The organism is Salinarimonas soli, from assembly GCF_008386575.1.
GTDB classification, from domain to species: Bacteria; Pseudomonadota; Alphaproteobacteria; order Rhizobiales; family Beijerinckiaceae; genus Salinarimonas_A; species Salinarimonas_A soli.
In genome coordinates, this window is the sequence record NZ_VUOA01000019.1 from 408,624 (window position 1) to 434,112 (window position 25,489).

The window sequence follows — 25,489 nt, forward strand, 5'->3', positions numbered from 1 at the left end:
GGCGACGGGATGGGACGGATGTTGCATACCCATGCAAGGTCTGGGTACCCTCTGCGCCGGTTCGTGGGGGAGGCCATGGGGCCGGTCGTGATCGAGGCTGCGCTCATGGGAGCCTTCTTGAAGACGGCGGAGGTCCAGCCGGGAGGTGGCGGTTCCTCGGACCGCCGCGAACCGCAGCCTCGTGCCGAGGCTGCCGGACTGCCCTCCCTGACGCGGGCCGCTGGCACGCAAGGGGTGACGTCTGACATGGGGAAGCCGGCGGTCGCACGATCCGGCTCGATGGGAGGGAGACCTGAATGGGCATGAGAGGATTCGATCCGGATTTCACGGATCTTCCCGACTACATCGTCAAGATCACCGAGCGGATCTGGGAGGGCAGGGGGATCGGCCTGATCCGGCGCTGGTACTCGGACGACTGCCCCGTCCACACCACGATGGGGCCGTTCAGGGGCGCCGAGGCCATGGTGGCCGGGACGCTGGAGACCCTCAACGCGCTGCCCCAGCGCCGCCTGCTGCCCGAGGACGTCATCTGGTCGGGCAACGAGACCGACGGCTTCCTCTCGTCCCACCGCCTCATCTGCCCGGGATCCCACAAGGGGGACGGGCCGCTCGGGCCCCCGACCGGCCGGCCCGTCGTCGTCCGGGCCATCGCCGATTGCTTCTGCATCGAGAACCGGATCGTCGAGGAATGGCTCATCCGGGACACGGCGGGGCTCCTGGCTCAGATCGGCGTCGATGCGGTCGAGTACGCCGCCCGGCTCGCCGAGGCGGACGTGGCGCGGGGCAAGGGGCCCTGGCACCTGGACGAGGCCGCGAGGCTCCGTGACGAGGGCGGCTTCCGGCCGCCGGTGCATCAAGACCATCCGGCGGCGGCCCTGGCCCGCGACACCCTGAACGCGATTTGGCGGGCCGACCTCGACGTGGTCGGACGGGTGTACCACCCGGCCTGCAGCGTCCACCTGCCGGGCTTTCGCACGGCCTACGGCCACGAGCAGCTCTACGAGTTCCTGTTCGGCTATCTCGCGGCCTTCCCGGATGCGCGGATCGCCATCGAGCACTCGATCGCGCGCGACGATCCCGGCCACCCGACGCGGGTCGCCACCCGCTGGTGGCTCACCGGTACGCATAGCGGCTACGGCGCCTTCGGCCCGCCGAGCGGGGCCACCGTCCTCGCGCTGTTCATCAACCATGCCCACGTCGTCGACGGCCGGATCCGCGAGGAGTGGGTGCTCGTCGACGAGGTTGCAGTCCGCAAGCAGATCGCCCTCCATCGCGGCTAGCTTGCATACGATTGCAGCTTTGCTAGCATCCCGCAAAACAGGGAGGGACCACATGGCCATCAACAGGCGTCAGCTGATCGGAACGGGACTCGGGGCGGGCGCGGCGCTCGCCTTGCCGAGGTTCGCCTTCGCGCAGGGCAAGCCGTTCGCCGGAACGACGGTGAACGTGCTCCTGCCGGTGGGGGCGCAGTTCCGGGCGCAGGAGAAGCGGTTCGCGCAGTTCGAGGCGGCGACGGGCATCAAGCCCGTCTACAATTACGTCCCCTACGGCCAGCTGCGCGACAAGATCGCCACCGAGGGGGTGGCGGGGTCCTCCACCTTCGACATCGTCTGCTACCAGGACAGCTGGGGCCCAGGCCTCGCCGTCTATCTCCAGCCCATCGACGATCGGCTGCAGCGCGACGGCATCAGCATGGACCGCTACCCGCAGGCCTACCGGCAGGGCAGCCAGATCGAGGGGAAGACCGTGGGCCTGCCCGTGCGCGGGCACCCGCAGATGCTGTTCTACCGCAAGGACCTTCTCGACCAGGCCGGCGTCCAGCCCCCCAAGAGCTGGGACGAGCTCGTCACCGTGGCCGACGCCGTGCAGAAGAAATCCGGCATTCCGGGCGTCGCCATGTATTACGGCAAGGGCAATGGCGGCCAGAACCTCTTCCTGTGGCTCAACCATCTCTGGGGCGCGGGCGGCGACATCTTCACGCCGGACTACAAGACGACGCGGTTCAACGAGCCCGTGGCCGTGGAGGCGACGCAGCGCTATCTCGACTACCTCCTCAAGCACAAGGTCGCGGCGCCCGGCTCCGTCCAGTTCGTGGAGGCCGACGCCGTCAACTCGGTCGCTCAGGGCAACTCGGCCATGGTGATGGTGTGGTGGTGGGTCTATCCGCAGCTCACGGGCGGTCAGTCCACCCTCAAGCCCGAGCAGGTGGCCTTCGCGCCGATGCCGCGCTACGCGCCCGACAAGCCCGCCTCCTACGCCCTGTCGCTGCCCTTCGCGATCTGGGCCAACTCGAAGAGCAAGGACGCCGCCTGGGAGTTCATGAAGTGGGTGTCGAGCCCCGGGCTCGAGGTCGACTGCGCCACGGACAAGACGGACAAGGATACGGCCGACATCGTGGTGACCCACCGGGCGAGCTTCCTCGACCCGCGGGTGAACGAGGTCAATAACGGGCTGCACCGCGTCGCGGCGCAAAGCCTGGAGGGCTCCCGCATCATGCCGCAGCTCAAGGAATGGCCGCAGATCGCCGCCGTCCTGGAGAACACGATCTCGGAGCTTGCCACCGGCACGAAGCCCGTCAAGGCGGGGCTCGACGGGGCGGCGCAGGAAGCCGACCGCATCCTGCGCCGGGCGGGCCGCCGGACCTGACCTCGAGGCGGGGAGGGTGCCCGGCATCCTCCCCGCCCGCCGCTTCGAAGGGTGGGGCCGGATGCACGATCGCGTTCTCAAATATTGGCTGATCGCTCCGGCCCTCCTGGTCATCGCCGGAACGCTGCTCTACCCGCTCGTCTCTGGGCTCTGGTACTCGCTCCACGAGTGGAAGCTGTCCGACAGCCCCGCGCTCGGGCCCTTCGTGGGGCTCGGGAACTACGTGGTCGCGGTCAGCGACGACCCCGACCTGCTCAACAGCGGCCGGGTGACGCTGATCTTCACCGTCCTGTCGGTCGTCTGCACGCTGTCGGTCGCCATGGGGCTCGCCGTTCTCCTGTCGGGCAACGGCCGGCTGGAGGTGAACGCCCGGACCCTGCTCGTCATCCCCTTCGCGATGTCGCCGGCGCTCGTCGGGGTGTCCTGGCGCTTCCTGCTCAATCCCGAGTTCGGCGGCTTTTCCGCCCTCATCGGGGCGCTCGTGCCGGGCCTGAAGGGCGCCTCGTTCCTCGCCGATCCGACGCTCGCCATGGCTGCGCTCATCCTGTGCGACGTGTGGCACTCCGCGCCCTATTTCATGCTCATGTTCATCGGCGCGCTCGCCTCCCTCCCGCAGGAGACCGTCGAGGCGGCGCAGGTCGACGGAGCCTCGCGGATCCGACTGTTCTTCGAGATCGTCCTGCCGCAGCTCAAGCCGGTGCTCGCCATCGCCGTCCTCCTGAAGATCATCTTCTCCCTGAAGGTTCTCGACCAGGTGATCACGCTGACCAACGGCGGCCCGGGCACCTCGACGGAGACGCTGGCGCACTTCATCTACCAGACCGCCTTCCGCTGGTACGACGTCGGCTACGCGGCGGCGACGGCCTATCTCCTGGCGGCCTGCATGGCGGTGTTCGCCGCGATCTATTTCCAGCTGATCACGGAGCGGCGTCCCGCATGACCGAAGGCTCCTCCCTGCCCGGCGCCATCGCCGCCGCGCCGCGCCCGACCCGGGCCGAGCCCGTGCGCCTGTCGTCTCGCTCCCGCAGGCGCATCGCCGGGGCCGCCCGGACGCTGACGATCCTGCTCGTGATCCTCGTGTTCTTCGGGCCCGTCGTGTGGATCATGCTCACGGCGTTGAAGCAGCCGCGCGACGTCTACAGCCTCAGCGTGATCTTCACGCCGACCCTGGACAATCTCCGGACGGCGTTCGCCTCGCCCTATTTCCTGGGCAGCCGCACCCTCAACAGCATCATCGTGACGACCGGGACCATCGTCCTGTCGCTGCCCATCGCGACGGCCGCGGCCTACGCCTTCTCGCGGTTTCGCTTCCCCGGCGGCAACGCATGGTCGCTCGGCGTGCTCGCGACCCAGTTCATCCCGCCCGTCATCATCATCATCCCGCTCTTCGTCGCCTTCCGCTCGGCGGGGCTCCTCGACACCCGGCTGGCGCTGATCATCGCCAACATGTCCTTCGTGGTCCCCTACTCGATCTGGATGATCAAAGGCTTCATCGACGCGATTCCCGCCGACATGGAGGAGGCCGCGCAGATCGACGGCGCCTCGCGGCTGCGGGCCATCTGGGACGTGGTCGTCCCCATGGCGATCCCCGGCATCGCGACGGCGGCGATCTTCGCCTTCGTGGTGTCCTGGAACGAGTTCTTCTACGCGCTCGTCCTGTCGCGCCAGGACGCGGTGACCCTTCAGGTCGGCCTCATGGGGGCGCGCACCGAGCGCGGCGACGCCTGGGAGATCATGGCGGCCATGGGCCTCGTGATCATCCTGCCGATGCTGGTCCTCTCCCGTTACGTGCAGAGATATTTCGTGGCCGGGCTGGTGTCCGGCTCGGTTCGGTAGGAGGGGACATGGCATCCGTCGAGCTCGTCGGGGTCGAGAAGCGGTTCGGCTCCTTCTCCGCGTTACAGCACCTCGACCTGTCCGTCGCCGACGGCGAGTTCCTGGTTCTTCTCGGGCCTTCCGGCTGCGGCAAGACCACCACCATGCGGATGGTGGCGGGCCTGGAGGAGGCGACGGCGGGCGAGATCCTGATCGGGGGCAGGCGGGTCAACGACGCGCTGCCGAAGGACCGGGACGTCGCCATGGTGTTCCAGAACTACGGCCTTTATCCGCATATGAGCGTCGCCCAGAACATCGGCTATCCGCTCAAGGTGCGGGGCATCGGCGGACCCGACCGCGAGGGGCGCGTCAAGCGGGCGGCCGAGAAGGTGGAGCTCGGGCCGCTCCTGCACCGCAAGCCCCGGGAGCTCTCCGGCGGCCAGCGGCAGCGCGTCGCCCTGGCGCGGGCGATCGTGCGCACGCCGCAGGTCTTCCTCATGGACGAGCCGCTGTCCAACCTCGACGCGAAGCTGCGCGTCACCATGCGGGCCGAGATCAAGCATCTTCAGCACGAGCTCGGCGTCACGACGATCTACGTCACCCACGACCAGATCGAGGCCATGACGCTGGCCCACCGGGTCGCGGTGATGAACGGCGGCGTCATCCAGCAACTCGACACGCCGGAGGCGATCTACGACCGGCCGGCGAACCTGTTCGTGGCGGGCTTCATCGGCTCGCCGCCGATGAACCTGGTGCCGGGACGCATCGCGGGCGGCACCTTCCAGGCCCCCGGCATCACCATCGCCGGCGCCTTCCCGGCGGCAGGCGGAGACGTGATTTTGGGCATCCGGTCCGAGGACGTGACGATCGCGGCTCCCGGCGAGGGCTCCATCGAGGGGCAGGTCTACGCGTCCGAGCTCACGGGAGAGGCGGTGCTCGTGACGGTGAGCGCCGGCGGGGCCCGGCTGATCGCGCGCGCGCCGCGATCCTTCCGCGGGGGCTTCGGCAGCCCGATCGCGCTGAACGTGGACGCTGGGAAGATCCACCTCTTCGACGAGGCCACGGGGCGGCGTATCGCGTTCGCCGACCGAAGCGACGGCGGCTAGCACGGCTTGGGGCGGGAACGCCGAAATCCGCACGCTCGGCTCACCCAAGCTCAAACCCGGCGCTGGATCACGGTCCGCTGGCGCCGCGATTCTCCCTCGCCGTGACCCCGACGGGCGATCGCGCGGCCGCGCGACGCGGACGGCGTCGCTCAGAGCGACTCGAAATGGCGCCGCATCCGCTCGGCGTCGGGCTCGATCCCTGTGAAGAGCTCGAAGGCCCGGACAGCCTGGAAGACGGCCATGCCGCTCCCGCCCATGGTCCGGCAGCCACGGGCCCGCGCCTCGCGAAGGAGCGCGGTCTCGATCGGGAGATAGATGATGTCGGCGACCCATTGCTCCGGGGTCAGGAGGTCCGGCGGGAGCGGCGTTCCGGGATGATCGGCCATGCCGACCGGCGTGGCGTTGACGATCCCCCGGGCTCCCGGCAGGGCCTGTGCCGCCTCGCCGATGCTCGCGCGATCCCGGCCGAAGCGACGCTCCAGCGCCTCGACGAGGGTCGCGGCGCGGGCCGGCTCCGGATCGACGATGGTGAGCCGCTCCACGCCGAGATCGAGGAGCGCGTGGGCCACGGCCGCGCCCGCGCCGCCGGCGCCGAGCTGGACCACGGCCTCGCGCGACGCGTCGCCGAGCTCGCGGCGGAAGCCCTCGGCGAAGCCCCAGCCGTCGGTGTTGTGCCCGATGCGGCGTCCCTCCCGGAACAGGACCGTGTTGACGGCCCCGAGCGCTGCCGCCTCCGGCGAGAGCTCGTCGAGGAGCGGAATCACGGCCTGCTTGCAGGGATGGGTGATGTTGAGGCCCGTGAACCCCATGCGCTCGGCCGCCGTCACGAGATCGGGAAGCGCCGAGGCGTCGAGCCCCAGGGCGGTCAGGTCGATGAGCCTGTAGATCGTGCGCAGGCCGTGGCGGGCCCCCTCGCGCTCGTGCATGCGGGGCGTGCGCGAGGCCTGGACGCCGGCGCCGATGAGCCCGAGCAGGATCGGGGGCCAGTCCGAGGGGAGCGGTGCCTCAGGCATCCGCGGCGCTCGCCAGAAGGTCGCGCATGGCGCGGACCGCCGTCGGGTAGCCGCGGGGGCCGAGCCCCGCGATCACGGCCGTCGCGATGGGCGACACGTAGGAGCGGTGATAGATCGGCTCGCGCCGGTGGATGTTGCTCAGGTGGAGCTCCACGAGGGGCCCCGGGAACATCTTGAGGGCATCCATCAGGGCCATGGACGTGAAGGTGAAGGCGGCCGGGTTGACGATCAGCCCCGCCGCGCCCGCGTCGATGGCCTCGTGGACCCACTCGATGAGCTCGTATTCGCGGTTCGACTGGCGGAACACCAGCGGCGTCGATCCGGCCTCGGCCCGGCACATGGCCTCGATCTCGGCCAGGGTCGCGCGCCCATAGATCGCGGGCTCGCGCGTGCCGAGGCGGTTGAGGTTCGGGCCGTTGAGGATGTGGATCGGCGCGGCCATGATCGGCTCCTAGCCCTTGTAGCCGAAGAGGCGGGGAAGCCAGAGGACCGTCTCCGGCACGAAGGTGATCACGGCGAGCGCGACGATCATGGCGAACAGGAAGGGCAGGGTGTCGCGCACGATGTCGCGCAGGGGCTCGCCCGAGATGTTGGCCATGATGAAGAGGAGCAGGCCGTAGGGCGGCGTGATCAGGCCGAGCATGATGTTGACCACGACCACCACGCCGAAATGGACGAGGTCGATGCCCAGGGCCTGCGCGGTCGGGATGAAGACGGGCACGACGATGAGCAGGATCGCGGTCCCCTCGAGCACGCAGCCGAGCAGCAGGAGCAGGCCGTTGACGAGGAGGAGGAAACCGACCGGCGAGAGCTGCCAGGAGGCGAGCAGCACCTTCACGGTCTCGGGGATGTTCTCGACCGTGATCACGTAGTTGAAAACGAGGGCGCCTGCGATGAGCATGCCGATCGAAGCGCTCGTACGCGCGCTCACGGCGATGGAGCGGTAGAAGTCGCGCCAGCTCACGCTGCGATAGAGCCCCGCCGAGATCAGGAGCGCGTAGGCCGCGGCCACCGCGGCGGCCTCGGTGGGGGTCATGACGCCGCTATAGATGCCGCCCAGCAGGACGACGGGCATCATGAGGGAGGGCAGCGCCCGCCAGGTGATCCCCGGGAGCGCGCGCAGCGCCACCGGCTCCTCGACGGGGAAGTTCTTCCGCCGCGCCGTGATGGTGACGATCACCATCTGGCTCAGCGCCATGAGGAGCCCGGGGACCACGCCGCCGAGGAAGAGGAAGCCGATGGAGGCGTCGGAGACCAGCGCGTAGAGCACCATGGGGATGGAGGGCGGGATGATGGGCCCGATCACCGAGGACACCGCGGTCACGGCCGCCGCGTAGCTGCCCGTGTACCGCCCGCCGCGGGTCATCATGACCTGCATCATCCGGCCCGTGCCGGCCGCATCCGCGATGGCGGAGCCCGACATGCCGGCGAAGATGATGCTCTGGAGGATGTTGACCTGGGCGAGCCCGCCGCGGAACCGCCCGACGAGCGCGTTGCAGAAGAGCATCAGCCGGTCGGTCATGCTGCCGACGTTCATGAACTCGGCGGCGAGGATGAAAAGCGGCACCGACAGGATGACGTAGTTCGTGTACATCCCGTTGAGGAGTTGCTCGGCGACCGTGCCCATATCCTGGCCCGCGAGCAGCAGGTAGAGGGCCGAGCCCGCGATCATCGCGTGCCCGACCGGCAGGCCGAGCAGCGCCAGTACCGTGATCGCGACGATGGACAGCGAGAAGGGGCTGGCGAGGGTCATAGGCCGGACGTCGCCTGCGTCGCATCGGTCGCGGGAGCGTCGCCCCGCAGCGCGCGCCAGCCGAGCCAGAGATGGCGTGCGATGGCGGCGACGACGAAGACTCCATAGATCGAGAACAGCACGTCGAAGCGAACCTTGAGATAGGCCGTTCTCTCCACCTTCATGAAGGCGATGTAATCGAGCACCGCCGGCAGGGAGACCCCGTAGAGCGCGACCAGCCCGAGAGACGCGGCCAACGCCATGACGCGGCGGGTCCGCGGCCCCACCGCGCCGGTGACGATGTCGAAGCGGATCTCGTCCCGCTCGCTCACCACGAAGGCCGCCCCCCATAGGACGAGCCAGACCCACAGCATGGCGCTGAGTTCGTGGGTCCAGCCCGTGGGCAGGCCGACGAGGTAGCGGAACGCGATCTGGACGAGGAAGGCCGCGAACATGGCCGCGAGCATCGCCGCCGCCACGTTCTCGGCCCGGCGGGCGAGCCAGGGCGCCGCCCTGCGCAGGAACGCTGTCATGTGGGTGATCCCCGGCCCGCGGCCCGCCTACATCGCGTTGATGGTGTCGAGCATGCCGGCGGGCCAGCTCTTGGCGAGATCCGAGGCGAGATAGCGCTTCTGGGCGTAGTCGCGGAAGGCTTTCACGTCGGGAGCGTAGACGTCGAGCCCCTGCGTCTTGAAGAACTCGGCGAGCTCGCCCTCCTTCTTCAGATGCTCGGCCGTGCTCCAGGCGATGGCCTTGTCGGCCGCGGCCTGGAACGCCGCGCGCTTGTCGGCCGGCATGGCGTTCCACACCTTGTTCGAGACCGACAGGAGGTCGAAGCCGACGAGGTGGGAGGTCAGCACGATCTGCGAGTGCACCTCGTAGAACTTCATGTTCTGGACGTTGGGCAGCGGGTTGTCCTGCCCGTCGATGGCCCCGCTCTGGAGACCCGTATAGACCTCGGCGTAGGCCATGGGGGTCGGGTTGGCGCCGAGCGAGGTGCCGAGGAACTGCCAGGCGTCGCCGCCGGGCATGCGCAGCTTGATGCCAGCCATGTCGGCGGGGGTGGCGATGCGCTTCTTCGGCTTGAGGCCGACCTGCCGGGTGCCGAAATAGGTGGGCCCGAGGATGTGGATACCGAGCTGGTCGGAGGCCATCTTCTTGAGCTGACCGCCGACCTCGCCGTCGAAGACGCGCTTGAGGTGATCGGCGTCGCGGAACAGGTAGGCCGAGGTGACGATCGACCAGGCCGGGATCTGGTTCGAGATGTCCTGCGGCGCGATGTTGCCCATTTCGAGGTTGCCGCGCTGCATGGCGACGAGCTCCGTGCCCTGCTTGAACAGGGTGCCCCCGTAATAGGGCTGGAGATTGAAGCCGAGCGCCTTCGCGTCCTCGCCGAAGCGCTTCATCATCTCGGCGCGGATGTCCTGCTCTGAGAACACGGCGGAGAAGCGCAGGTTGGCCGAGGCCTGGGCCCGGACGCTTCCGGCGGCGCAGGCGATGGCGGCGGCGCCACCCGCGAGCGCGGCGCGGCGGCTGATCGTGGTCATGGGGTTCCTCCTGGTCGTGCGTTATCGCTTCTTGGCGCGCATCATCATCTCGCACTTTCCGCAGATCAATAGGCGAGGGGTGCTTCATGTGATATTTTCGGATCCGTCCGATTATAGCTCGGGGCGGAGCCGGCATGAGCGTCGAAGGGGTTGCGAGCTCGATCGCGGATCGCGCCTATGAGCGCATCCGCGCCGACATCGTGTTCGGCCGCCTGGTTCCCGGCACGCGCCTCCCCCTCGACCCATTGGCGGCAGGCTACGGCGCCGCCGTGGGCACCTTGCGGGAGATCCTCAGCCGCCTGGCCTCGGAGGGCTTCGTCACGGCGGAGGAGCAGCGCGGCTTCCGGGTGATGCCCGTCACGCCGGACGGCTTCGAGGACGTCGCGGCCATGCGGCTTCTGCTCGAGACCCATGCCGTCCCGCTCTCCTTCGCGGCCGGCGATCTCGAATGGGAGAGCCGGGTCGTCGCCGCCCATTACAGGCTTGCGGCCCTGGAGCGGCGCATGGCGGCCGGTGAGCGCGACCAGGCGGAGCTCTGGAAGCGCTACGATCGCGAGTTCCACGGGACGCTCATTGAGGCCTGCGGCTCGCAGACTCTCCTCGACCTCTACCGTGGGGTCTACGACCGGTTCCTGCGCTACCAGATGGTCGCGGTGGTCTATCGCGGCGAGACCGCGGCCCGGGAGCATCGCGACCTGCTCGATCGGGCGCTCGCGCGCGACGCCGACGCCGCCTGCCGCATCCTGGAGGCTCATGTGAACGGGTGCGTGGCCCACACCCTTGAGAGCGGAGCCCTGCGATGAGCCGCGACGCGGGCGCCGGCCAGACCGTCGCGCAGGGCGCCTACCAGCGCATCCGCCACGACATCATCGTCGGGCGGCTTCCACCCGGCCAGAAGCTCAAGCTCGACCGGTTGCGGGAGGACTACGGCGCCGGCGTCGGGACCCTGCGGGAGATCCTGAACCGCCTGCAATCCGAACGGCTCGTCGTCGCCGAGGGTCAAAAAGGGTTCGAGGTCGCACCCGTCTCGGCCACGAACCTGCGCGAGATCGCCGCCCTGCGCCAGCTCCTCGAAGGGCGGGCGCTGCGGCAGTCGTTCCAGGCCGGCGGCATGGATTGGGAGGGGCGGGTGGTCGCCGCCCACCACCGCCTGTCCCGCCTGGAGGCCCGGATGGCGGAGGGCGACCGCAGCGGGACCGAGGAATGGAAGCAGTACGACTGGCAGTTCCACGGGGCCCTGATCTCGGCCTGCGGCTCGCGCATGCTCGTCGAGACCCACGCGGCCGTGTTCGACAAGTATCTGCGCTACCAGATGATCGCGTTGAGCTATCGCGGCGCGGTCGCGGCCGCCGAGCATGCCGAGCTTCTCGACTGCGCCTTACGGCGCGACGCGGACCGCGCGTGCGAGGTCCTCACCCGCCATGTCGCGGGGGGCGTCGAGCATGCCCTGGCCGCCGGCACGATCGCCTGACCTCGGCTGTCGAGGAGGGGGAGCGCTTCGCCCGCCGTCAGGCGCGGGTGACGTGCCGCGCGACGAGAAGGCCCGCGCACAGGACGCTGACGAGGTGGAGCGTGAGGTGGAGGTCCATGGGGGCTTTCCTTCCGGTCAGGCGGCCTGCGGGGCGGCGGTGGCTGTCGCGGCGTCGCGGGTGCGCACGCGCTGGCGCACGAGGCTCAGGACCGCGGAGCCGATGGGGGTCGGCACGTCGACCCAGGTGCCCATCTCGACCACGGCGCCGAGCAGCGCCTCGATTTCCAGGGGGCGGCCCTTCTCCAGGTCCTGGAGCATGGAGGTGCGGTGCCGGCCGACCTCCGCCGCGCCCTCGATGCGCTTGTCGACGTCGATGGCGAAGCGCACGCCGAGCCGCTCGGCGATGGCCTGGCCCTCCAGCATGAGGGCGCGCGCCGTGGCGCGGGTGTCGGCGTCGCCCACGATCTCGTCGAGGGTCGCCATGGTGAGCGCGCTCAAGGGGTTGAACGCCATGTTGCCCCACAGCTTGACCCATAGCTCGTCGCGGATGCGCGGGCGCACGGGCGCCTTGAGGCCCGCCTTGATCATGAGCTCGGACAGGCGCCCAGCGCGCTCCGAGCGGCTGCCGTCGGCCTCGCCGAGGCTGAAGCGGTCGCCATAGGTGTGGGTGACGACGCCGGGCTCGGCGATCTCGGCCGCGGGGTAGACGATGCAGGCCAGCGTCTGGGCCGGCGGCAGGCGCGCCCAGAGGGTGCCGTCTGGGTCGACGGCGCGCACGATGCGGTCCTCGTAGGGGCCGGCGAGCCGGTAGGTGTACCACCAGGGTACCCCGTTGATGGCGGCCACGATTGTGGTGTTCGGGCCGATGAGCGGCGCGAGCTGGGGCAGGGCGGGCTCCAGGGAATGAGCCTTCAGCGTCAGGAACAGGTAGTCCTGCGGGCCCACCGCCCGGGGATCGTCGGCGACGCGGGGATGCGTCGTGGTCTCCTCGCCGCCGCTGACGAGCCGCAGGCCCCGCGCGCGCATGGCTTCGAGATGGGCCCCGCGGGCCACGACCGTGACGGGGGTGCCGGCGGCTTCGAGCCGCGCCGCCAGATAGCCGCCGATGGCGCCGGCGCCGAACACGCAGATGGAGGTCAAGATGGGACTCCTGATGGGATGCGACGATCTCCTCTCCCCGCGGGCGGGGNNGGGCCTCAGCCCCCCTTTGCCGGGGGCTGAGGCGAGGGCGGCAGCCCGGGGGTGAGGGGGCGTCTCAGGTAGAGGCTCCTCCGGAGAGACCCCCTCACCCTCGCGGCTCCGCCGCTTGCTCCGGCTGCCGATCCGCAGCCGGAGCCCTCTCCCCGCCCGCGGGGAGAGGTGAACCGCGCTCACGCCGCCTGGTCGACGAGGCCGAGCTTCTGGGCGAGGCCGACGCGCTGGAGCTTGCCGGTGGCCCCTTTGGGGATCTCGGACACGAAGAGCACGCGCCGGGGTACCTTGAAGTCGGCGAGGCGCGCCGCCACGAAGGCCCGGATCTCGGCCTCCGTCGCCTGCATCCCGTCGCGCAGCACCGCCACCGCCGCGACCTCCTCGCCGAGCTTCGCGTGCGGCATGGCGAAGGTGACCACCTGCGCCACCGCCGGGTGGTCCATGATCACGGTGTCGACCTCCAGCGGCGAGATCTTCTCGCCGCCGCGGTTGATGAGCTCCTTGAGGCGGCCGGTGAGGAAGAGATAGCCCTCCTCGTCGAGCCGGCCCTGGTCGCCGGTGCGGAACCAGCCGCCCGCGAAGGCCTTCAGGTTCGCGTCCGGGTTCGACTCGTAGCCGCCCGTCACGTTGGGGCCCCGGATCACCACCTCGCCGATCTCGCCCTGGGGCAGGAGGTGGCCCTCCTCGTCCATGATCGCGATCTCTGGGCCCGCCGCGATGCCCACCGAGCCCGGCTTGCGGGCGCGGGGCGGGAGGGGGTTCGAGGCCATCTGGTGCGAGGCCTCCGTCATGCCGTAGGCCTCGACCACGGGGCAGCCGAAGGTCTTCTCCAGCTCCGCCATGACCTGCGGCGGCAGGGAGGCGGAGGAGGAGCGGATGAAGCGAAGGCGTGTGCCCTTGGCGAGCCGCTCGGCGTTGTGGCCGGCCCGGCCCAGGATCGCCTGGTGCATGGTGGGCACCGCCGTGTACCAGGTCGGGTCCACATCATCGAGCCAGGAGAAGAATTTCAGCGCGTTGAAGCCGGGCGTGCAGCTCACGGCCGCGCCTGCGCCGAGGGAGGAGAGCACCGCCGCGATGAGGCCGTGGATGTGGAACAGCGGCATGATGTTGAGGCAGGTGTCGCCGGACCCGAGCCCCAGGGTGGCGCCGATGTGGCGGGCCGAGGCCGCGAGGTTCGCGTTCGAGAGGGGCACGATCTTCGGGCGCGCCGTGGTGCCCGAGGTGTGGAGCACGAGGGCGACGTCGTCGCCCTGCGCCGGCCCGCCCGCCCGGGGGTTGGCTCCCGGCCGCCCCTCGACCGCGAGGCGGTACGTGCCGGCCGGCGCCGCCTCGTCTGGCACGAGCTCGACGACCGCCACCCCGAGCCGCTCGGCCACCGCGCGGGCGGGGGTGTCGTCGCCCGCCTTCACCACGAGGGCCTTGGGGCTGAGGTCGGTGAGGTAGAACTCGAACTCCTCGGCCCGATAGCTCGGGTTCAGCGGGGCCGCCGTGGCGGCGCAGGCGATCGAGACGAAGCCCGTCGCCATCTCGGGGCCGTTGGGGAGCACGATGGCCACCCGGTCGCCCCGGCCGATGCCGATGCCGTTGAGCGCGCGGATGGTCTCGGACGCGAGAACCCGCAGGCCGTCATAGGTGAGCCAGGGCCGGCCCGGCGCACCGATGGCGCGCGCCTCGGGCGCGCCGGCCGCAAGAACCTCCCAGATCGTGCTCGGCATGGTCTTCTCCTCCGGCAATCGTTGATGTCCCGCCTCGCTGCGGCGGGCGTGCTTGGCGCATTAGAGCCGTTTCCAGGCTGGCTGGAAACGGCTCCGGTTCGGTTTTGGATGCATCCGCCTCGGTGGCCGGCCCAAGATATTCGGTGTCGGGTCGCGGAGCGCCTTGGCGGTTGCGGGACGGGACGGCGCGCCGTCCCGTCCCGCCTCGGCTCAGGGCGTCTCGGTGATCTTCGGCCTCGCCAGCGCGCCGATCTGCCCCCACGCCCAGTTGGCGAGCGGCCAGACCAGGAGGGCGATGCCGGCCGCCATGATGGTGGCGACGAGCGGGTTCGCCCAGAAGATCGCGACGTCGCCCTGGGACATGAGGAGCGACTGGCGGAAGGCCTGCTCCGTGCGGTCGCCGAGCACGAGGGCGAGCACCATGGGGGCGAGGGGGTAGTCGAGCTTCTTCAGCACGTAGCCCACCACGCCGAAGACCAGCATCAGCAGGATGTCGAACCAGGCATTGTGCACCGTGTAGGCGCCGATGGCGCAGACCACGAGGATCGTCGAGGCGACCACCGCGAATGGGATGCGCAGGATCGCCGCGAAGGCGGGCACGCAGGCCAGCACGATGGCGAGGCCGACGAGGTTGCCCATGTACATGGAGGCGATGAGACCCCACACGAAGTCCTTCTGCTCCACGAAGAGCATCGGGCCGGGCTGGAGACCCCACATCATGAGGCCGCCGAGCAGCACCGCCGCGGTGGGCGAGCCCGGCACGCCGAGCGCCAGCATGGGCAGGAGCGCGGAGGTGCCCGCCGCGTGCGCCGCGGTCTCGGGCGCGATCACGCCCTCGATGCGGCCCTTGCCGAAATCGGCGCCGTGGCGGGACATCTTCTTCGCCACGCCGTAGCTCATGAAGGAGGCGGGCGTGGCGCCGGCGGGCGTGATGCCCATCCAGCAGCCGATGAGCGAGGAGCGCAGCGAGATCGCCCAGTAGCGGGGCAGCTCGCGCCAGGTGCGCAGCACCGTCGAGAGCGTGATGCGCGCCTGCTTGCCCCGGAAGGCGAGGCCCTCCTCGATGGAGAGCAGGATCTCCGAGATGCCGAACAGGCCGATGACGAGGACGAGGAAGTCGAAGCCGCGCATCAGCTCCACGGAGCCGAAGGTCATGCGCAGCTGCCCCGTCACCGTGTCCATGCCCACCGCCGCGAGCAGGAAGCCCAGCATCATGGCGGTGAGGGTCTTCATCGGCGCCGTGCGCGACATGCCGACGAAGCTCGCGAAGGCGAGAAACATCACGGCGAAGAACTCAGGCGGCCCGAACTTCAAGGCGAAGCCGGCCACCGCCGGCGCCACGAAGGTGATGAGGACGATGGCGAAGAAGGCGCCCACGAAGGACGAGGTGAAGGCGGCGGTGAGCGCCTCCGCGGCCCGGCCCTGCTGGGCCATGGGATAGCCGTCGAAGGTGGTGGCCACCGACCATGGCTCGCCGGGGATGTTGAACAGGATCGACGTGATCGCGCCGCCGAACAGCGCCCCCCAATAGATGCAGGAGAGCAGGATCACCGCCGAGACGGGCGGGAGGGAGAAGGTCAGCGGCAGGAGGATCGCGACGCCGTTGGCGCCGCCCAGTCCCGGCAGGACGCCGATGACGACGCCGAGCACGATCCCGATGACCATGAGCACGAAGTTCTGCGGCTCGAGGGCGACCGCGAAGCCCTGGAAGAGGAGTCCGAGCTGTTCCATGGGGTGATCCTCAGTAGCCGAGCCAGGTCTCGAGCGGGCCCTTGGGCAGCGGCACGAGGAACCAGATCTCGAAGGTGACGAAGGAGAGCACCGCGATGGAGGCGCCCGTCAGGAGGCCGGCCCGCCAGGAATAGCCCCCGAGCCGGGCCATGAACCAGGCGATGAGGAGGGCTGCCGGGACATAGAGGCCTGCCCAGGCGATCGCGAGGACGAAGGCGGTCGCGGGCGCGAGGATCGAGAGCACGAGGCCGAGCTGGGGGCGGGTCAGGAAGGTCTCGTCGGGCCCCGCGTCGCGCCAGGCCGACACGAGGGTGAAGAGGCTCGCGCCCGTCATGATGAGGGCGATCCAGAACGGGAAGTAGCCCGATTGCGGCCCGTCCGTGCCCCAGCCCGCCCCGATGCGGGACGAGTCCCACAACCCCACGATGCCGATCGCCGCGAAGGCCGACGCCGTCACCACCTCGACCGCGCGGCGCGAGACGCCCGCCGCGCGCGGCTGCATGGATCCGCTCATGCGCTCTACTCCTGTCCGGTCCCGGGGGTCAGTTCGTGGCGGCGAGGAAGCCCGCCTTCTGCATCAGGGCGCGATGGCGCTCCTCCTCCCGGGCGACCCAGGCCTTGAACTCGTCGCCCTTGAGGGTCGTCTGGTTGAAGGCGCCGCTGGCGACGAGGTCCTTCCACTCGGGCGTCCCCCGCACCTTGTCGAGGAGGTCGGTGTAGAAGCCGATTTGGGCCGGCGTGGCGCCCGGGCCCATGAAGATGCCGCGCAGCATGAGGTACTCGACGTCGATGCCGCTCTCCTGACAAGTCGGGATGTCGCTCCATCCTTGCGTCGCCGTCACCTTCTCGGTGTAGGGCAGGCGCTTGGTGTCGAAGACGCAGAGCGGGCGCAGCGCGCCGGACTTCCAGTGGCTCACCGCCTCGATGGGGTTGTTGACCGTGGCGTCGATGTGCTTGCCCACGAGCTGCACCGCCACCTCGCCGCCGCCGCGGAAGGGCACGTAGGTGAAGTCGGCGCCCGTGGCCTGGGTCAGGGCCGCGGTGATGATCTGGTCTTCCTGCTTGGACCCCGTGCCGCCCATTTTGAGGCGCCCGGTGGCAGGCGCGGCCTTCGCGGCGGCCACGAGGTCGGCGGGGGTCTGGTAGGGCGACTCGGCGTTCACCCAGAGCACGAACTCGTCCAGCGCCATCATCTTCACGGGCGTCACGTCCTTCCAGGAGAAGGGGATGCCCGTGGCGAGCGGGGTCGTGAACATGTTGGAGAGGCTGATGAGCAGCGTGTGCGGGTTGGCGCGCGACGCCTTCACGTCCATGAAGCCCTCGGCGCCCGCGCCGCCGGCCTTGTTCACGACGACCATGGGCTGCTTCATGAGGCTGTGCTTCGTCACGATGCCCTGGATGACGCGGGCCATCTGGTCGGCGCCGCCGCCCGTGCCGGCCGGCACCACGATGGTGACGGGGCGGGTGGGCTCCCAGGTGGCCTGGGCCCAGGCCGGATTGGCGAGGGCGGCCAGGGTCATGGCGGCGAGGGCTCTCGTGACAGCCTTCATCGGGTGCTCTCCTCAGGAACTGTGGCCGCCCTACGGCGACGCTCGTCGCTAACGGCTCAGGCGGAGGAAAGTGGCACGTTTGCGCCCGTCGGCAGCCCCGGGAGGGGGCGTTCAAAGGTGGGGCAGTCACGAGTTGACAAACCGCGGCTGTAAGTCTGTAAATTTACGCACCATGTCCCAGGACTACGCCCGCAAGCTCTTCGTCGGACCCAAGCTCAAGCGCCTGAGGCGCGAGCTCGGCTTCACCCAGGCGCGCATGGCCGACGAGCTCGGCGTCTCGGCGAGCTATCTCAACCTCATCGAGCGCAACCAGCGCCCCGTCACGGCGCAGATCCTGATCCGCCTCGCCAACGCCTTCGACGTGGACGCGCGCCAGTTCTCCGCCGACGACGACGAGCGGGTGGTGGCGGAGCTCGAGGAGATCCTCGCCGATCCCCTGCTGAAGGGCATCGAGGTCGGGCGCGGCGAGCTGCGGGACGTGATCGACGCCGCGCCCGCCATGGTGGACGTGGTGCGACGCCTCTACGAGGCGCATGTCGCCCTGCGCGGCCGGCCCGAGGCCGCGTCCCCCGCGCTCGCCGACACCGACCGGGCGGAGGGCGCCTATGTCGAGAACCCCGTCGACCGGGTCCGGGCCGTGGTCCAGGACGCGCGCAACCACTTTCCCGAGATCGAGGAGGCGGCCGAGCGGCTCGCCCTCGAGCTCGCGACGCCGGGCCACGAGCTGTTCTACGCCCTGCGGCAGCGGCTGAAGGACCGGCACGGGATCCGGGTCAGCATCGTTCCCGACGAGCTGATGCGCCACGACCTGCGCCGCTACGACCGGCATCGCCGCCAGCTGCGGATCTCGGAGTTCATGGAGCCCTCCGGGCGCACCTTCCAGGCGGCCTACCAGCTCGCCTTCGCGGAAGCGGGCGAGATCATCGAGCGGCTCGCCAACGCCCTGGAGCCGGAGATGACGGATGCCCGGCGGCTCCTGCGCATCATGCTGGCGAACTATTTCGCCGCCGCCCTGATGATGCCCTATGCCCGCTTCCACGAGGCGGCGGAGGCGCTTGGCTACGACATCGACGTGCTCGGCGCCCGCTTCGGGGCGAGCTTCGAGCAGGTGGCGCACCGGCTCACCACGCTCGCCCGCCCCACCATGCGCGGGGTGCCGTTCTTCCTCTTGCGGGTCGATTCCGCGGGCAACGTCTCGAAGCGCTTCTCCTCGGGGCGCTTCCCGTTCTCGCGCTTCGGCGGCACCTGCCCGCTCTGGACCGTGCACGCCACCTTCAAGACGCCGGGGCAGATCCTCACCCAGGTGGTCGAGCTGCCCGACGGCTCGCGCTGGTTCTCGGTGGCCCGCACCGTGCGCCGGGCGCTGAGCCCCTACGGCGTGCCAAGCCCCCATTTCGCCTTAGGCCTCGGCTGCGAGCTCAAGGACGCCCACCGCCTCACCTATGCCCGCGGCCTCGACCTCGCCGCATCGGAAGCCGCGCCCATTGGGATCAATTGCCGCCTGTGCGAGCGCGCCTTCTGCCCGCAGCGGGCGGCGCCGCCGATCTCGAAATCGCTCCTCGTGGACGAGACCGTCCGCAGCGTGTCCCCTTTCGCCTTCGTCTGATCCCCCAAATCGGCGTTGGCTGGCTTAGGGTCGGCGGTCGGTTCCACTCTCACCCTCGTCCCGGCTTGCCGCGAAGACTCGGCCGCTCCTCCAGACCCTGGAGCCCGCGCGGCGCCTCGTCCATCGAGAGCCCGTGGCGCTCGTTCAGGGTCACGCGCTCCGCATGCTGGGACAGGATGCCCGCCGCGAGCAGGCCCGCGACGTTGCCCCCGATCGCCGCAGCGCGGCCCGACTCCCGCCCGTCTTGGCTCCCCTCAGGCCTCCCGTGGCTGTTGCGCCCTGGGGCGGATCAGCTGGCAAGCCAGAGGGCCGAGCGGGGCGACACGCTCACCGTGATCGGGCGGCCGGGCTCGTGCAGCACGTTGCCGGATTGGAAGGGCGTGTCGACCACGATCTCGGTGCCGCCGATCTGGATCCCGTAGCGCACGGACGAGCCCAGGAACTCCCGGTGGGCGATGGTGCCGGGAAGCGGCACGGCGCCGGTCTCGACCCGGTCGAGGGCGGCGTCCTGCGGGCGGAAGACGAGCTTGGCGTCGGCGGGCACCACGGCGTCGGGCGGGATGGGGAGCACGATCCCGTCCTCGATGTTGAAGATCCGGTCCGGCCCCTGGCCCTGAATCCGGCCCTCCAGGATGTTGGCGGTGCCCAGGAAGTTGGCGACGAAGAGGTTTGCCGGGCGCTCGTAGAGCTCCATGGGCGTGCCGACCTGCTGGACCACGCCGTCGCTCATCACGGCGATGCGGTCGCAGATCGTGTTAGCCTCCTCCTGGTCGTGGGTCACGAAGATCGTGGTGATGCCGAGCCGCTGCTGCAGGTCGCGCAGCTCGCGGCGCACCTGGACGCGCATCTTGGCGTCGAGGTTCGACAGGGGCTCGTCGAGGAGGAGCACCTTGGGCTCCACCGCCACCGTGCGGGCCACCGCGACGCGCTGCTGCTGGCCGCCCGAGAGCTGCGAGGGGCGCCGCTCGGCGAGGTGCCGGAGGCCCACGAGGTCGAGCGCCCTCTCGACCCTGGCCTCGATCTCCTGGCGTGGGAGCTTTCGCTCCTCAAGGCCGAAGGCGACGTTGCGGCGGACCGTCATGTGCGGCCACAGGGCGTAGGACTGGAACACCATCCCGACGTCGCGCTTCCAGGGCGGCAGGCCCGAGATGTCCTCGCCACCCACGATCACGGAGCCCGTGTCGGCTTGGTTGAAGCCGGCGATGAGGCGCAAGAGCGTGGTCTTCCCGCAGCCCGAGGGACCGAGGAAGGCGAAGAACTCGCCCGGCCGGATCTCCAGGTTCACGTCCTTGAGGACGTGGTTCGTGCCGTAGGACAGGTTCACGCCCTCGACGCGCACGCCCGCCGCGCGGGTCCGGGGCGCCGGATGGGGGATGGGAGCCGCCATGATGGTCTCTCCTGGGGGTTTACTGCGCGGCGCCCTTGGCGCGTTGGCTGCGTTCGACGACGAGGTGGGAGGCGAAGGTCGAGAGGGCGACGAGGAGCACGGCGACGATGCCGAGCGCCGCTCCCGCGCCCCGGCCCGCGGGCGACTGCATGAACACGTAGAGCCCGTAGGCGAGCGGCGCGTCGGAGTTCGACTGCACGAGCATGAGCGTCGCCGAGAGCTCGACGGCGGCGGTGGAAAAGCTCGAGATGAAGCCCGCCAGGATGCCGCCCGTCATGAGCGGCACCACGACCCGGCGCACCGTGCGCGTCTTCGTGGCGCCGAGGTTCTCGGCCGCCTCCTCCAGGGACACGGAGATCTGCTGGAGCGCCGCGTAGCAGGCGCGCAGCGCATAGGGCAGGCGGCGGATGGCGAGCGCCAGCACCACCATGATCCAGAGCGCGGCGAGCGGCGTGCCGCCGGGCAGGGTGACCCCGTAGAACGTGCGCAGATACCCGATGCCGAGCACGACGCCGGGGATCGCGAGCGCCGCGGTGGCGGCCCAGTCGAGCCAGTGCCGGCCGACCAGCCTTGTTCGCAGGACGAGATAGGCGATGGCCGTGCCGAGCACCACGTCGATGAGGCCGGCGAGGGTCGCGTAGATCAGCGTGTTCTTGATGTAGATCGAGCTCTCGCCGAACACCCGGGCGTAATGGGCGAGGGTGAAGGCGTCGGGGAAGGGCGAGAACGACCAGATCGTCGCGATGGAGAGCAGGAACAGGCCGATATGCGGCGCCAGCACCAGGAGCAGGATGAGCCCGACGATGCCGTAGGCGAGCGCGCTCTCCCAGGGTTTCAGGCGCCGCTTGGCGAGCCCGCCGCCGCCGCGCTGGACCGTGGCGTAGTCGCGGCCCTTCATGGCGGCGGCCGAGGCCCACATGGCGAGGATCGAGGCCACGATCAGCACCACCGCGATCACGTAGCCCATCGGGTCGGCGATGCCGATCGACGTGACGCGCAAGTACGCCTGCGGCGCCAGCATGTCCTTCACGTTGAGGAGGAGCGGCGTCGCGAGGTCGTCGAAGACCTTCACGAAGACGAGGGACGCGCCCGCCAGATAGCCCGGCAGGGCGAGCGGGAACACCACGCGCCGGAACAGCCGGAAGCCCGAGGAGCCGAGGTTCTGCGCGGCTTCCTCCATCGAGCGGTCGATGTTGCGAAGAGCCGCCGACAGGTTGATGAGGATGAAGGGGAAATAGTGGACGGACTGGACGAAGATCACCCCGTTGAGCCCGTCCATGAACGGCACCTTGACCCCGAACCAATCGTCGAGGAGCAGGTTCACGGTGCCGTTGCGGCCAAACAGGAGCTGCATGGCGACCGCGCCCACGAAGGGCGGCATGATGAGGGGCAGGAAGCCGAGCGTCTGGATGAGCGCCGCGCCCCGGAACTCGAAGCGGGTCGTCAGATAGGCGAGCGGCAGGGCGAAGACGGAGGCCCAGACCACCGACATGCCAGAGACATAGACCGAGTTCCAGAACGATCGCACGAAGAGGTCGGTGCGGGCGAAGTCGAGGAAGTTCACGAGGGTGAAGGCACCCGTGCCCTTCTCGGTGAAGGCCACGTAGATCACGGTCGCCACGGGCACCACGAGAAAGAGGAGCAGGAACGCCGCGATGGCGCCCGCGACCAGAAGCTGGCCTGGCGAGAGGTGGGACCGGGGAACCGGGCGTGAGAGCGCGAGCGCCATCGGCGTGCTCCTGGACGGGGAGGGGGAGGGCGGCGCCGCTGGTGCGCCGCCCCGGAGGCGTCAGCGGGCGAGCTTGAGCGCCTCGTCGGCCTTCGCCTTGGCTCCCGCATAGCGCTCCTTGGCGAAGGCGGCCCATTGCTGCTCCACCTCGGCTTGGCGCGCGCCCTTCTGGCTGCCGCCCGTGAAGGCGCCGCGCAACTCCGCGCCCGAGGCCTGCGCCTCGCTGACGGGCATCGCGGCGATGAGGTCGCGTGCCTCCGCGACGAGCGCCCGGGCCTTCGGGTTGTCCTTCTTGGCGAGCGCGCCCTCGACCTCGTGCAGGGTCTTGGTGACAGCCTTCAGGTCGTTGAGCTGGAAGGAGATCAGCTGGTCGAAGAGCGTGTCGACCACCGCCGTGCGGGCCTCCGACTTGTCGACGTCGAAGGTGATCATCTTCTGGAACTGCGCGTCCTTGAACGGGTTCGGATAGCCCGCCGGGGCCTTGGCGTAGACGGCGGGGTTCACGGGCAGGCGGCGGATGCCGGGGTCGAACAGCACCTCCTGGCCCGGCGTCGAGAGCAGGAACTCCACGAAGGCCTCGGCGCCGGCCTTGTTGGGCGCGTTGGCAATGATGCCGACATTCGCCGGCACCACGGTGGTGACGGTCGGGTAGGCGAACTTCACGGGGAAGCCCGCCGCCTGCGCCGAGAAGGCGAAGAAGTCGATGACGATGCCGACCCCGACCTGGCCCGAGTTCACCGCGTCCGGCACGCCGAAGGAGCGCTCCGTGATCTGGTTGAAGTTGCCCGCCATCTCCTTGATCGTGCGCCAGCCCTTCTCCCAGCCCTCGCCCTGGAGGATCGTCTCGACGGTGAGGTGGGTGGTGCCCGAGCGGGCGGGCGAGGCGATGGAGACGTGATCGTAGAAGGCGGGCTTCGTGAGGTCCGCCCAGTCCTTCGGCTCGGGCAGCTTGTTGGCCTTCGCGTAGCGCTCGTTCCACATGATGCCGTAGCCCGAAGCCGCGAAGCCGAAATAGGCGCCCTCCCGGTCGTTGATCGGGTAGGAGCCGACCTTCTCCGGGATGCCGGTGGCCTTCGGCGCGTATTTCTGGAGCAGGCCCTTGCCCTTGAGGACCTCGAAGGCGTCGGGCGCCGAAGCCCAGAACAGGTCCGACTGGTTGTTGCCCTTGGTCTCCTCGATGAACTTCACGCCCGCGTTGGTGTTGCGGTTCTGGACCTCGAGGCTCGTGCCCGGATAGGCCTTCTCGAAGGCCTTCTTGAACGGGTCCGTCACGTCCTTCGAGAACGAGGTCACCACGGTCACCTTGCCCGTCGGCGCCTGGGCATGGGCGAGGGTGGCGGCGAGCGAGAGGCCGAGGGCGGCGCTCACGCTCAGGAATCGGGTCGACATGGGCAGTCCTCCGCGCTGTGGCCCCTCTCTTCCGGAGCGGCTGGATCAAGCCTAGCAATGCGCGAGCGAAAAGCCGAGCCTGCGCTTCCATCGTGAGGGTCCGCGCATGTGCGCACGGCGGCGGGAGGGTGCGCAAGGCTGCCGCCTCGATCGGCGAGCGACGCGCCCCTCGGGGCATGGGAGGGGCGCCCGCAGGCACGAAGCGGCAGCCTGGCGACGCTTGGCGGTGGATGCCGCGTCGCGCGGCTTGACCTGCGGCTTCCGATCCTATCGAGTTCAAGCCATTGCGAGCCAAGCCTTTCCGGGACCGAGAGCAAGCCCCATGCCGACCATCGCCATCGTGGAAGACGAACCGGACCTGCGCGAGGCGGTCGCCGAGTACCTGAGCGAGCGCGGGCTCACGGTCGTGGCGGCGGGCAGCGCGGCGGAGTTCAGGGCGAAGGCCGCAAACGCCGCCATCGACGTGGCGGTGCTCGATCTCGCCATGGCGGGCGAGGACGGCCTGTCGCTCGCGCGCTGGCTCACCGGCCTCGACGATCCCCCCGGGATCATCATGGCGACCGCCGCGGGCTCCGCCGTCGACCGGGTCGTGGGCCTGGAGGTCGGCGCCGACGACTATCTCGTAAAACCCTACGACCTGCGCGAGCTCCTGGCCCGCATCCGCAGCGTGCTGCGCCGCCTGCCGCCCGCCGCGGCTCGCCGCGCCCCGGTGGCGGACCAGCGGGCCGAGGAGCCGGGCCGCCTGCTACCGGTCGGCCGCGACCGCCTGGACCTCCAGAGCCGCCAGCTCGTGAAGGAGGACGGCCGCCTCGTCGCCCTCACGGCCGCCGAGTTCGATCTCTTGGAGGTGCTGGCCCGGCGCCCCAACCGCCCGCTCTCGCGCGGCCAGCTCCTCGACCTCGCCCAGGCCCGCGAGGATAACGACAGCGAGCGCAGCATCGACGTCCGCATCACCCGGCTCCGGCGCAAGCTGGAGAGCGACCCAGGCAACCCGAGCCTCATCCGCACCGTGCGCGGCGAGGGCTACATGTTCGTCCCCGACGGCGCGTGAACGCGCGCCGTGACGTTCCGCACGTCGCCCGGGCGCCGGCCCGCCTAAGAGGGGCGGGGCCGGCAGGGAGCGGACGCCATGGGACGGGCACGGATCGCGATCGCGTACGACGGGGCTGAGGCCGCCGCGGCCCACGCCGACTATCTGAGCGGCCTCGGCCACGAGGTGCTGGTCGCTGGGAGCGGCGCCGGGCTCGACCGCCTCATGGAGCCCGCCGCGCCCGACCTGATCGTCCTCGCCCTCGACCTCCCCGGCGAGCGCAGCATCGACGTCCTGCGGCGCCTGCGCCAGCGGGGCGAGCGCTGCCCCGTCGTCATCCTCACGGCCGATCCCGACCCCTTCGAGCGGATCGTGGGGCTGGAGCTCGGAGCCGACGACGTGGTGGCGAAGCCCGTGGAGCCGCAGGAGCTCGCCGCCCGGGTGGCGGGGCTCCTGCGCCGCTACGGCCGCGCCAACCGCGAGATCGTCGCCTTCGAGAACGCCACCGTCGACCTCACGGCCTCGCGCCTCCTGCGCGTCGGGCAGGCTCCTGAGCGGCTCGGCCCCGCCGAGGTGATGCTCGTGCGGGCGCTGGCGGGCCGGCCGAACGAGGTCCTGACCCGCGACGAGCTCATCCGTCAGGCGCCGGGCGAGAGCCTCGACGCCTTCGACCGCTCCATCGACAACCGCATCGCCCGCCTGCGCCAGAAGCTCGACACCCAGGCCATCGTGACGGTGCGGGCCCGTGGCTACATGTTCGTGGCGCCTCAAGGCCCGGGCCGGCGCCCGCTCGCCAAGGCGGCGTGACGGAACCCCTCGGGAGCGCTAGGA

At 70.1% G+C, this 25,489-nt stretch carries 23 protein-coding genes; 10 read left to right on the top strand and 13 right to left on the bottom strand.

Annotated elements, in window-relative coordinates; all coding sequences use genetic code 11:
• Positions 1–302: 302 nt before the first annotated feature.
• The 5 genes from F0L46_RS11170 (at position 303) to F0L46_RS11190 (ending at position 5,567) form a co-directional block, all read left to right on the top strand.
• A complete protein-coding gene (locus F0L46_RS11170; protein ID WP_188311924.1) occupies positions 303–1,280 on the top strand; it encodes an ester cyclase in 978 nt (325 codons plus the stop codon).
• A gap of 52 nt (positions 1,281–1,332) precedes the next feature.
• Complete coding sequence (locus F0L46_RS11175) at positions 1,333–2,646, top strand: ABC transporter substrate-binding protein (protein ID WP_149817430.1); 1,314 nt, start codon at positions 1,333–1,335, stop codon at positions 2,644–2,646.
• 61 nt (positions 2,647–2,707) lie between these two features.
• The gene (locus tag F0L46_RS11180) at positions 2,708–3,586 is read left to right on the top strand and encodes a carbohydrate ABC transporter permease (protein ID WP_149817431.1); all 879 of its coding nucleotides are present in this window, start codon (positions 2,708–2,710) and stop codon (positions 3,584–3,586) included.
• Complete coding sequence (locus tag F0L46_RS11185; protein ID WP_149817433.1) at positions 3,583–4,482, top strand: carbohydrate ABC transporter permease; 900 nt, start codon at positions 3,583–3,585, stop codon at positions 4,480–4,482. Before F0L46_RS11180 ends, F0L46_RS11185 begins: the two co-directional genes overlap by 4 nt.
• Positions 4,483–4,490: 8 nt before the next feature.
• Complete coding sequence (locus tag F0L46_RS11190; protein WP_149817435.1) at positions 4,491–5,567, top strand: ABC transporter ATP-binding protein; 1,077 nt, start codon at positions 4,491–4,493, stop codon at positions 5,565–5,567.
• 149 nt (positions 5,568–5,716) lie between these two features.
• Here the strand turns inward: F0L46_RS11190 and F0L46_RS11195 are convergent, their stop codons facing one another.
• From F0L46_RS11195 to dctP, 5 genes are read right to left on the bottom strand one after another with little or no spacing between them, the layout of a single operon-like run.
• The gene (locus tag F0L46_RS11195) at positions 5,717–6,580 is read right to left on the bottom strand and encodes a shikimate dehydrogenase (RefSeq protein WP_149817437.1); all 864 of its coding nucleotides are present in this window, start codon (positions 6,578–6,580) and stop codon (positions 5,717–5,719) included.
• Positions 6,573–7,022, bottom strand: a complete 450-nt coding sequence (locus tag F0L46_RS11200; RefSeq protein ID WP_149817439.1) for a type II 3-dehydroquinate dehydratase — start codon at positions 7,020–7,022, stop codon at positions 6,573–6,575. Before F0L46_RS11200 ends, F0L46_RS11195 begins: the two co-directional genes overlap by 8 nt.
• A 9-nt stretch (positions 7,023–7,031) precedes the next feature.
• Positions 7,032–8,333, bottom strand: a complete 1,302-nt coding sequence (locus tag F0L46_RS11205) for a TRAP transporter large permease (RefSeq protein ID WP_149817441.1) — start codon at positions 8,331–8,333, stop codon at positions 7,032–7,034.
• On the bottom strand, positions 8,330–8,845 hold the full coding sequence (locus F0L46_RS11210; RefSeq protein ID WP_149817443.1) for a TRAP transporter small permease: 516 nt from the start codon (positions 8,843–8,845) through the stop codon (positions 8,330–8,332). The genes F0L46_RS11205 and F0L46_RS11210 overlap by 4 nt, the downstream gene beginning before the upstream one ends.
• Before the next feature lie 27 nt (positions 8,846–8,872).
• Positions 8,873–9,859 carry a TRAP transporter substrate-binding protein DctP gene (gene dctP, locus F0L46_RS11215; protein ID WP_149817444.1) on the bottom strand — a complete coding sequence of 329 codons (987 nt, stop codon included), beginning with the start codon at positions 9,857–9,859 and terminating at the stop codon, positions 8,873–8,875.
• A gap of 134 nt (positions 9,860–9,993) precedes the next feature.
• On the opposite strand from dctP, the gene F0L46_RS11220 reads away from it, so the two are divergent.
• Positions 9,994–10,662, top strand: coding sequence for a GntR family transcriptional regulator (locus F0L46_RS11220; RefSeq protein WP_149817446.1), 669 nt, complete (start codon positions 9,994–9,996; stop codon positions 10,660–10,662).
• Positions 10,659–11,330, top strand: a complete 672-nt coding sequence (locus tag F0L46_RS11225) for a GntR family transcriptional regulator (protein WP_149817448.1) — start codon at positions 10,659–10,661, stop codon at positions 11,328–11,330. Before F0L46_RS11220 ends, F0L46_RS11225 begins: the two co-directional genes overlap by 4 nt.
• 135 nt (positions 11,331–11,465) lie before the next feature.
• Here the strand turns inward: F0L46_RS11225 and F0L46_RS11230 are convergent, their stop codons facing one another.
• The 5 genes from F0L46_RS11230 to F0L46_RS11250 form a co-directional block, all read right to left on the bottom strand.
• On the bottom strand, positions 11,466–12,470 hold the full coding sequence (locus F0L46_RS11230) for a 2-dehydropantoate 2-reductase (protein WP_149817450.1): 1,005 nt from the start codon (positions 12,468–12,470) through the stop codon (positions 11,466–11,468).
• Positions 12,471–12,700: 230 nt separating this feature from the next.
• Positions 12,701–14,236 (bottom strand): acyl--CoA ligase, encoded by a 1,536-nt coding sequence (locus F0L46_RS11235; protein WP_149817452.1) that lies wholly within the window; start codon positions 14,234–14,236, stop codon positions 12,701–12,703.
• A gap of 210 nt (positions 14,237–14,446) precedes the next feature.
• Entirely contained in the window at positions 14,447–15,967 is a 1,521-nt protein-coding gene (locus F0L46_RS11240; protein WP_149817454.1) for a tripartite tricarboxylate transporter permease, read from the bottom strand.
• Positions 15,968–15,977: 10 nt separating this feature from the next.
• The gene (locus F0L46_RS11245) at positions 15,978–16,481 is read right to left on the bottom strand and encodes a tripartite tricarboxylate transporter TctB family protein (RefSeq protein ID WP_149817456.1); all 504 of its coding nucleotides are present in this window, start codon (positions 16,479–16,481) and stop codon (positions 15,978–15,980) included.
• A 28-nt stretch (positions 16,482–16,509) separates the two neighbouring features.
• Positions 16,510–17,517 carry a Bug family tripartite tricarboxylate transporter substrate binding protein gene (locus F0L46_RS11250; RefSeq protein ID WP_149817458.1) on the bottom strand — a complete coding sequence of 336 codons (1,008 nt, stop codon included), beginning with the start codon at positions 17,515–17,517 and terminating at the stop codon, positions 16,510–16,512.
• A gap of 172 nt (positions 17,518–17,689) precedes the next feature.
• Here F0L46_RS11250 and F0L46_RS11255 point away from each other — a divergent pair, with 172 nt between their 5' ends.
• Positions 17,690–19,123 (top strand): helix-turn-helix domain-containing protein, encoded by a 1,434-nt coding sequence (locus F0L46_RS11255; protein ID WP_149817460.1) that lies wholly within the window; start codon positions 17,690–17,692, stop codon positions 19,121–19,123.
• 289 nt (positions 19,124–19,412) lie between these two features.
• Here F0L46_RS11255 and F0L46_RS11260 read toward each other — a convergent pair whose 3' ends face one another.
• The 3 genes from F0L46_RS11260 to F0L46_RS11270 are packed head-to-tail and all read right to left on the bottom strand — an operon-like array spanning position 19,413 to position 23,628.
• A complete protein-coding gene (locus F0L46_RS11260; RefSeq protein ID WP_149817463.1) occupies positions 19,413–20,510 on the bottom strand; it encodes an ABC transporter ATP-binding protein in 1,098 nt (365 codons plus the stop codon).
• A gap of 19 nt (positions 20,511–20,529) precedes the next feature.
• Positions 20,530–22,239: an ABC transporter permease gene (locus F0L46_RS11265; RefSeq protein ID WP_149817465.1), complete on the bottom strand. Its 1,710-nt coding sequence runs from the start codon at positions 22,237–22,239 to the stop codon at positions 20,530–20,532.
• A 60-nt stretch (positions 22,240–22,299) separates the two neighbouring features.
• Positions 22,300–23,628 (bottom strand): ABC transporter substrate-binding protein, encoded by a 1,329-nt coding sequence (locus F0L46_RS11270; RefSeq protein WP_149817466.1) that lies wholly within the window; start codon positions 23,626–23,628, stop codon positions 22,300–22,302.
• Between the two features lie 322 nt (positions 23,629–23,950).
• On the opposite strand from F0L46_RS11270, the gene F0L46_RS11275 reads away from it, so the two are divergent.
• Complete coding sequence (locus F0L46_RS11275; RefSeq protein ID WP_149817468.1) at positions 23,951–24,679, top strand: response regulator; 729 nt, start codon at positions 23,951–23,953, stop codon at positions 24,677–24,679.
• 78 nt (positions 24,680–24,757) lie between these two features.
• Positions 24,758–25,465 carry a response regulator transcription factor gene (locus F0L46_RS11280; RefSeq protein ID WP_149817470.1) on the top strand — a complete coding sequence of 236 codons (708 nt, stop codon included), beginning with the start codon at positions 24,758–24,760 and terminating at the stop codon, positions 25,463–25,465.
• Positions 25,466–25,489: the final 24 nt, after the last annotated feature.

Coding starts and splice junctions, on each gene's coding strand:
- F0L46_RS11270 (WP_149817466.1), bottom strand. CDS start 23,628: ATGTCGACCCGATTCCTGAGCGTGAGCGCCGCCCTCGGCCTCTCGCTC.
- F0L46_RS11225 (WP_149817448.1), top strand. CDS start 10,659: ATGAGCCGCGACGCGGGCGCCGGCCAGACCGTCGCGCAGGGCGCCTAC.
- F0L46_RS11250 (WP_149817458.1), bottom strand. CDS start 17,517: ATGAAGGCTGTCACGAGAGCCCTCGCCGCCATGACCCTGGCCGCCCTC.
- F0L46_RS11245 (WP_149817456.1), bottom strand. CDS start 16,481: ATGAGCGGATCCATGCAGCCGCGCGCGGCGGGCGTCTCGCGCCGCGCG.
- F0L46_RS11175 (WP_149817430.1), top strand. CDS start 1,333: ATGGCCATCAACAGGCGTCAGCTGATCGGAACGGGACTCGGGGCGGGC.
- F0L46_RS11240 (WP_149817454.1), bottom strand. CDS start 15,967: ATGGAACAGCTCGGACTCCTCTTCCAGGGCTTCGCGGTCGCCCTCGAG.
- F0L46_RS11235 (WP_149817452.1), bottom strand. CDS start 14,236: ATGCCGAGCACGATCTGGGAGGTTCTTGCGGCCGGCGCGCCCGAGGCG.
- F0L46_RS11170 (WP_188311924.1), top strand. CDS start 303: ATGAGAGGATTCGATCCGGATTTCACGGATCTTCCCGACTACATCGTC.
- F0L46_RS11255 (WP_149817460.1), top strand. CDS start 17,690: ATGTCCCAGGACTACGCCCGCAAGCTCTTCGTCGGACCCAAGCTCAAG.
- F0L46_RS11275 (WP_149817468.1), top strand. CDS start 23,951: ATGCCGACCATCGCCATCGTGGAAGACGAACCGGACCTGCGCGAGGCG.
- F0L46_RS11190 (WP_149817435.1), top strand. CDS start 4,491: ATGGCATCCGTCGAGCTCGTCGGGGTCGAGAAGCGGTTCGGCTCCTTC.
- F0L46_RS11205 (WP_149817441.1), bottom strand. CDS start 8,333: ATGACCCTCGCCAGCCCCTTCTCGCTGTCCATCGTCGCGATCACGGTA.
- F0L46_RS11260 (WP_149817463.1), bottom strand. CDS start 20,510: ATGGCGGCTCCCATCCCCCATCCGGCGCCCCGGACCCGCGCGGCGGGC.
- F0L46_RS11210 (WP_149817443.1), bottom strand. CDS start 8,845: ATGACAGCGTTCCTGCGCAGGGCGGCGCCCTGGCTCGCCCGCCGGGCC.
- F0L46_RS11265 (WP_149817465.1), bottom strand. CDS start 22,239: ATGGCGCTCGCGCTCTCACGCCCGGTTCCCCGGTCCCACCTCTCGCCA.
- F0L46_RS11195 (WP_149817437.1), bottom strand. CDS start 6,580: ATGCCTGAGGCACCGCTCCCCTCGGACTGGCCCCCGATCCTGCTCGGG.
- F0L46_RS11180 (WP_149817431.1), top strand. CDS start 2,708: ATGCACGATCGCGTTCTCAAATATTGGCTGATCGCTCCGGCCCTCCTG.
- F0L46_RS11280 (WP_149817470.1), top strand. CDS start 24,758: ATGGGACGGGCACGGATCGCGATCGCGTACGACGGGGCTGAGGCCGCC.
- F0L46_RS11185 (WP_149817433.1), top strand. CDS start 3,583: ATGACCGAAGGCTCCTCCCTGCCCGGCGCCATCGCCGCCGCGCCGCGC.
- F0L46_RS11220 (WP_149817446.1), top strand. CDS start 9,994: ATGAGCGTCGAAGGGGTTGCGAGCTCGATCGCGGATCGCGCCTATGAG.
- F0L46_RS11200 (WP_149817439.1), bottom strand. CDS start 7,022: ATGGCCGCGCCGATCCACATCCTCAACGGCCCGAACCTCAACCGCCTC.
- dctP (WP_149817444.1), bottom strand. CDS start 9,859: ATGACCACGATCAGCCGCCGCGCCGCGCTCGCGGGTGGCGCCGCCGCC.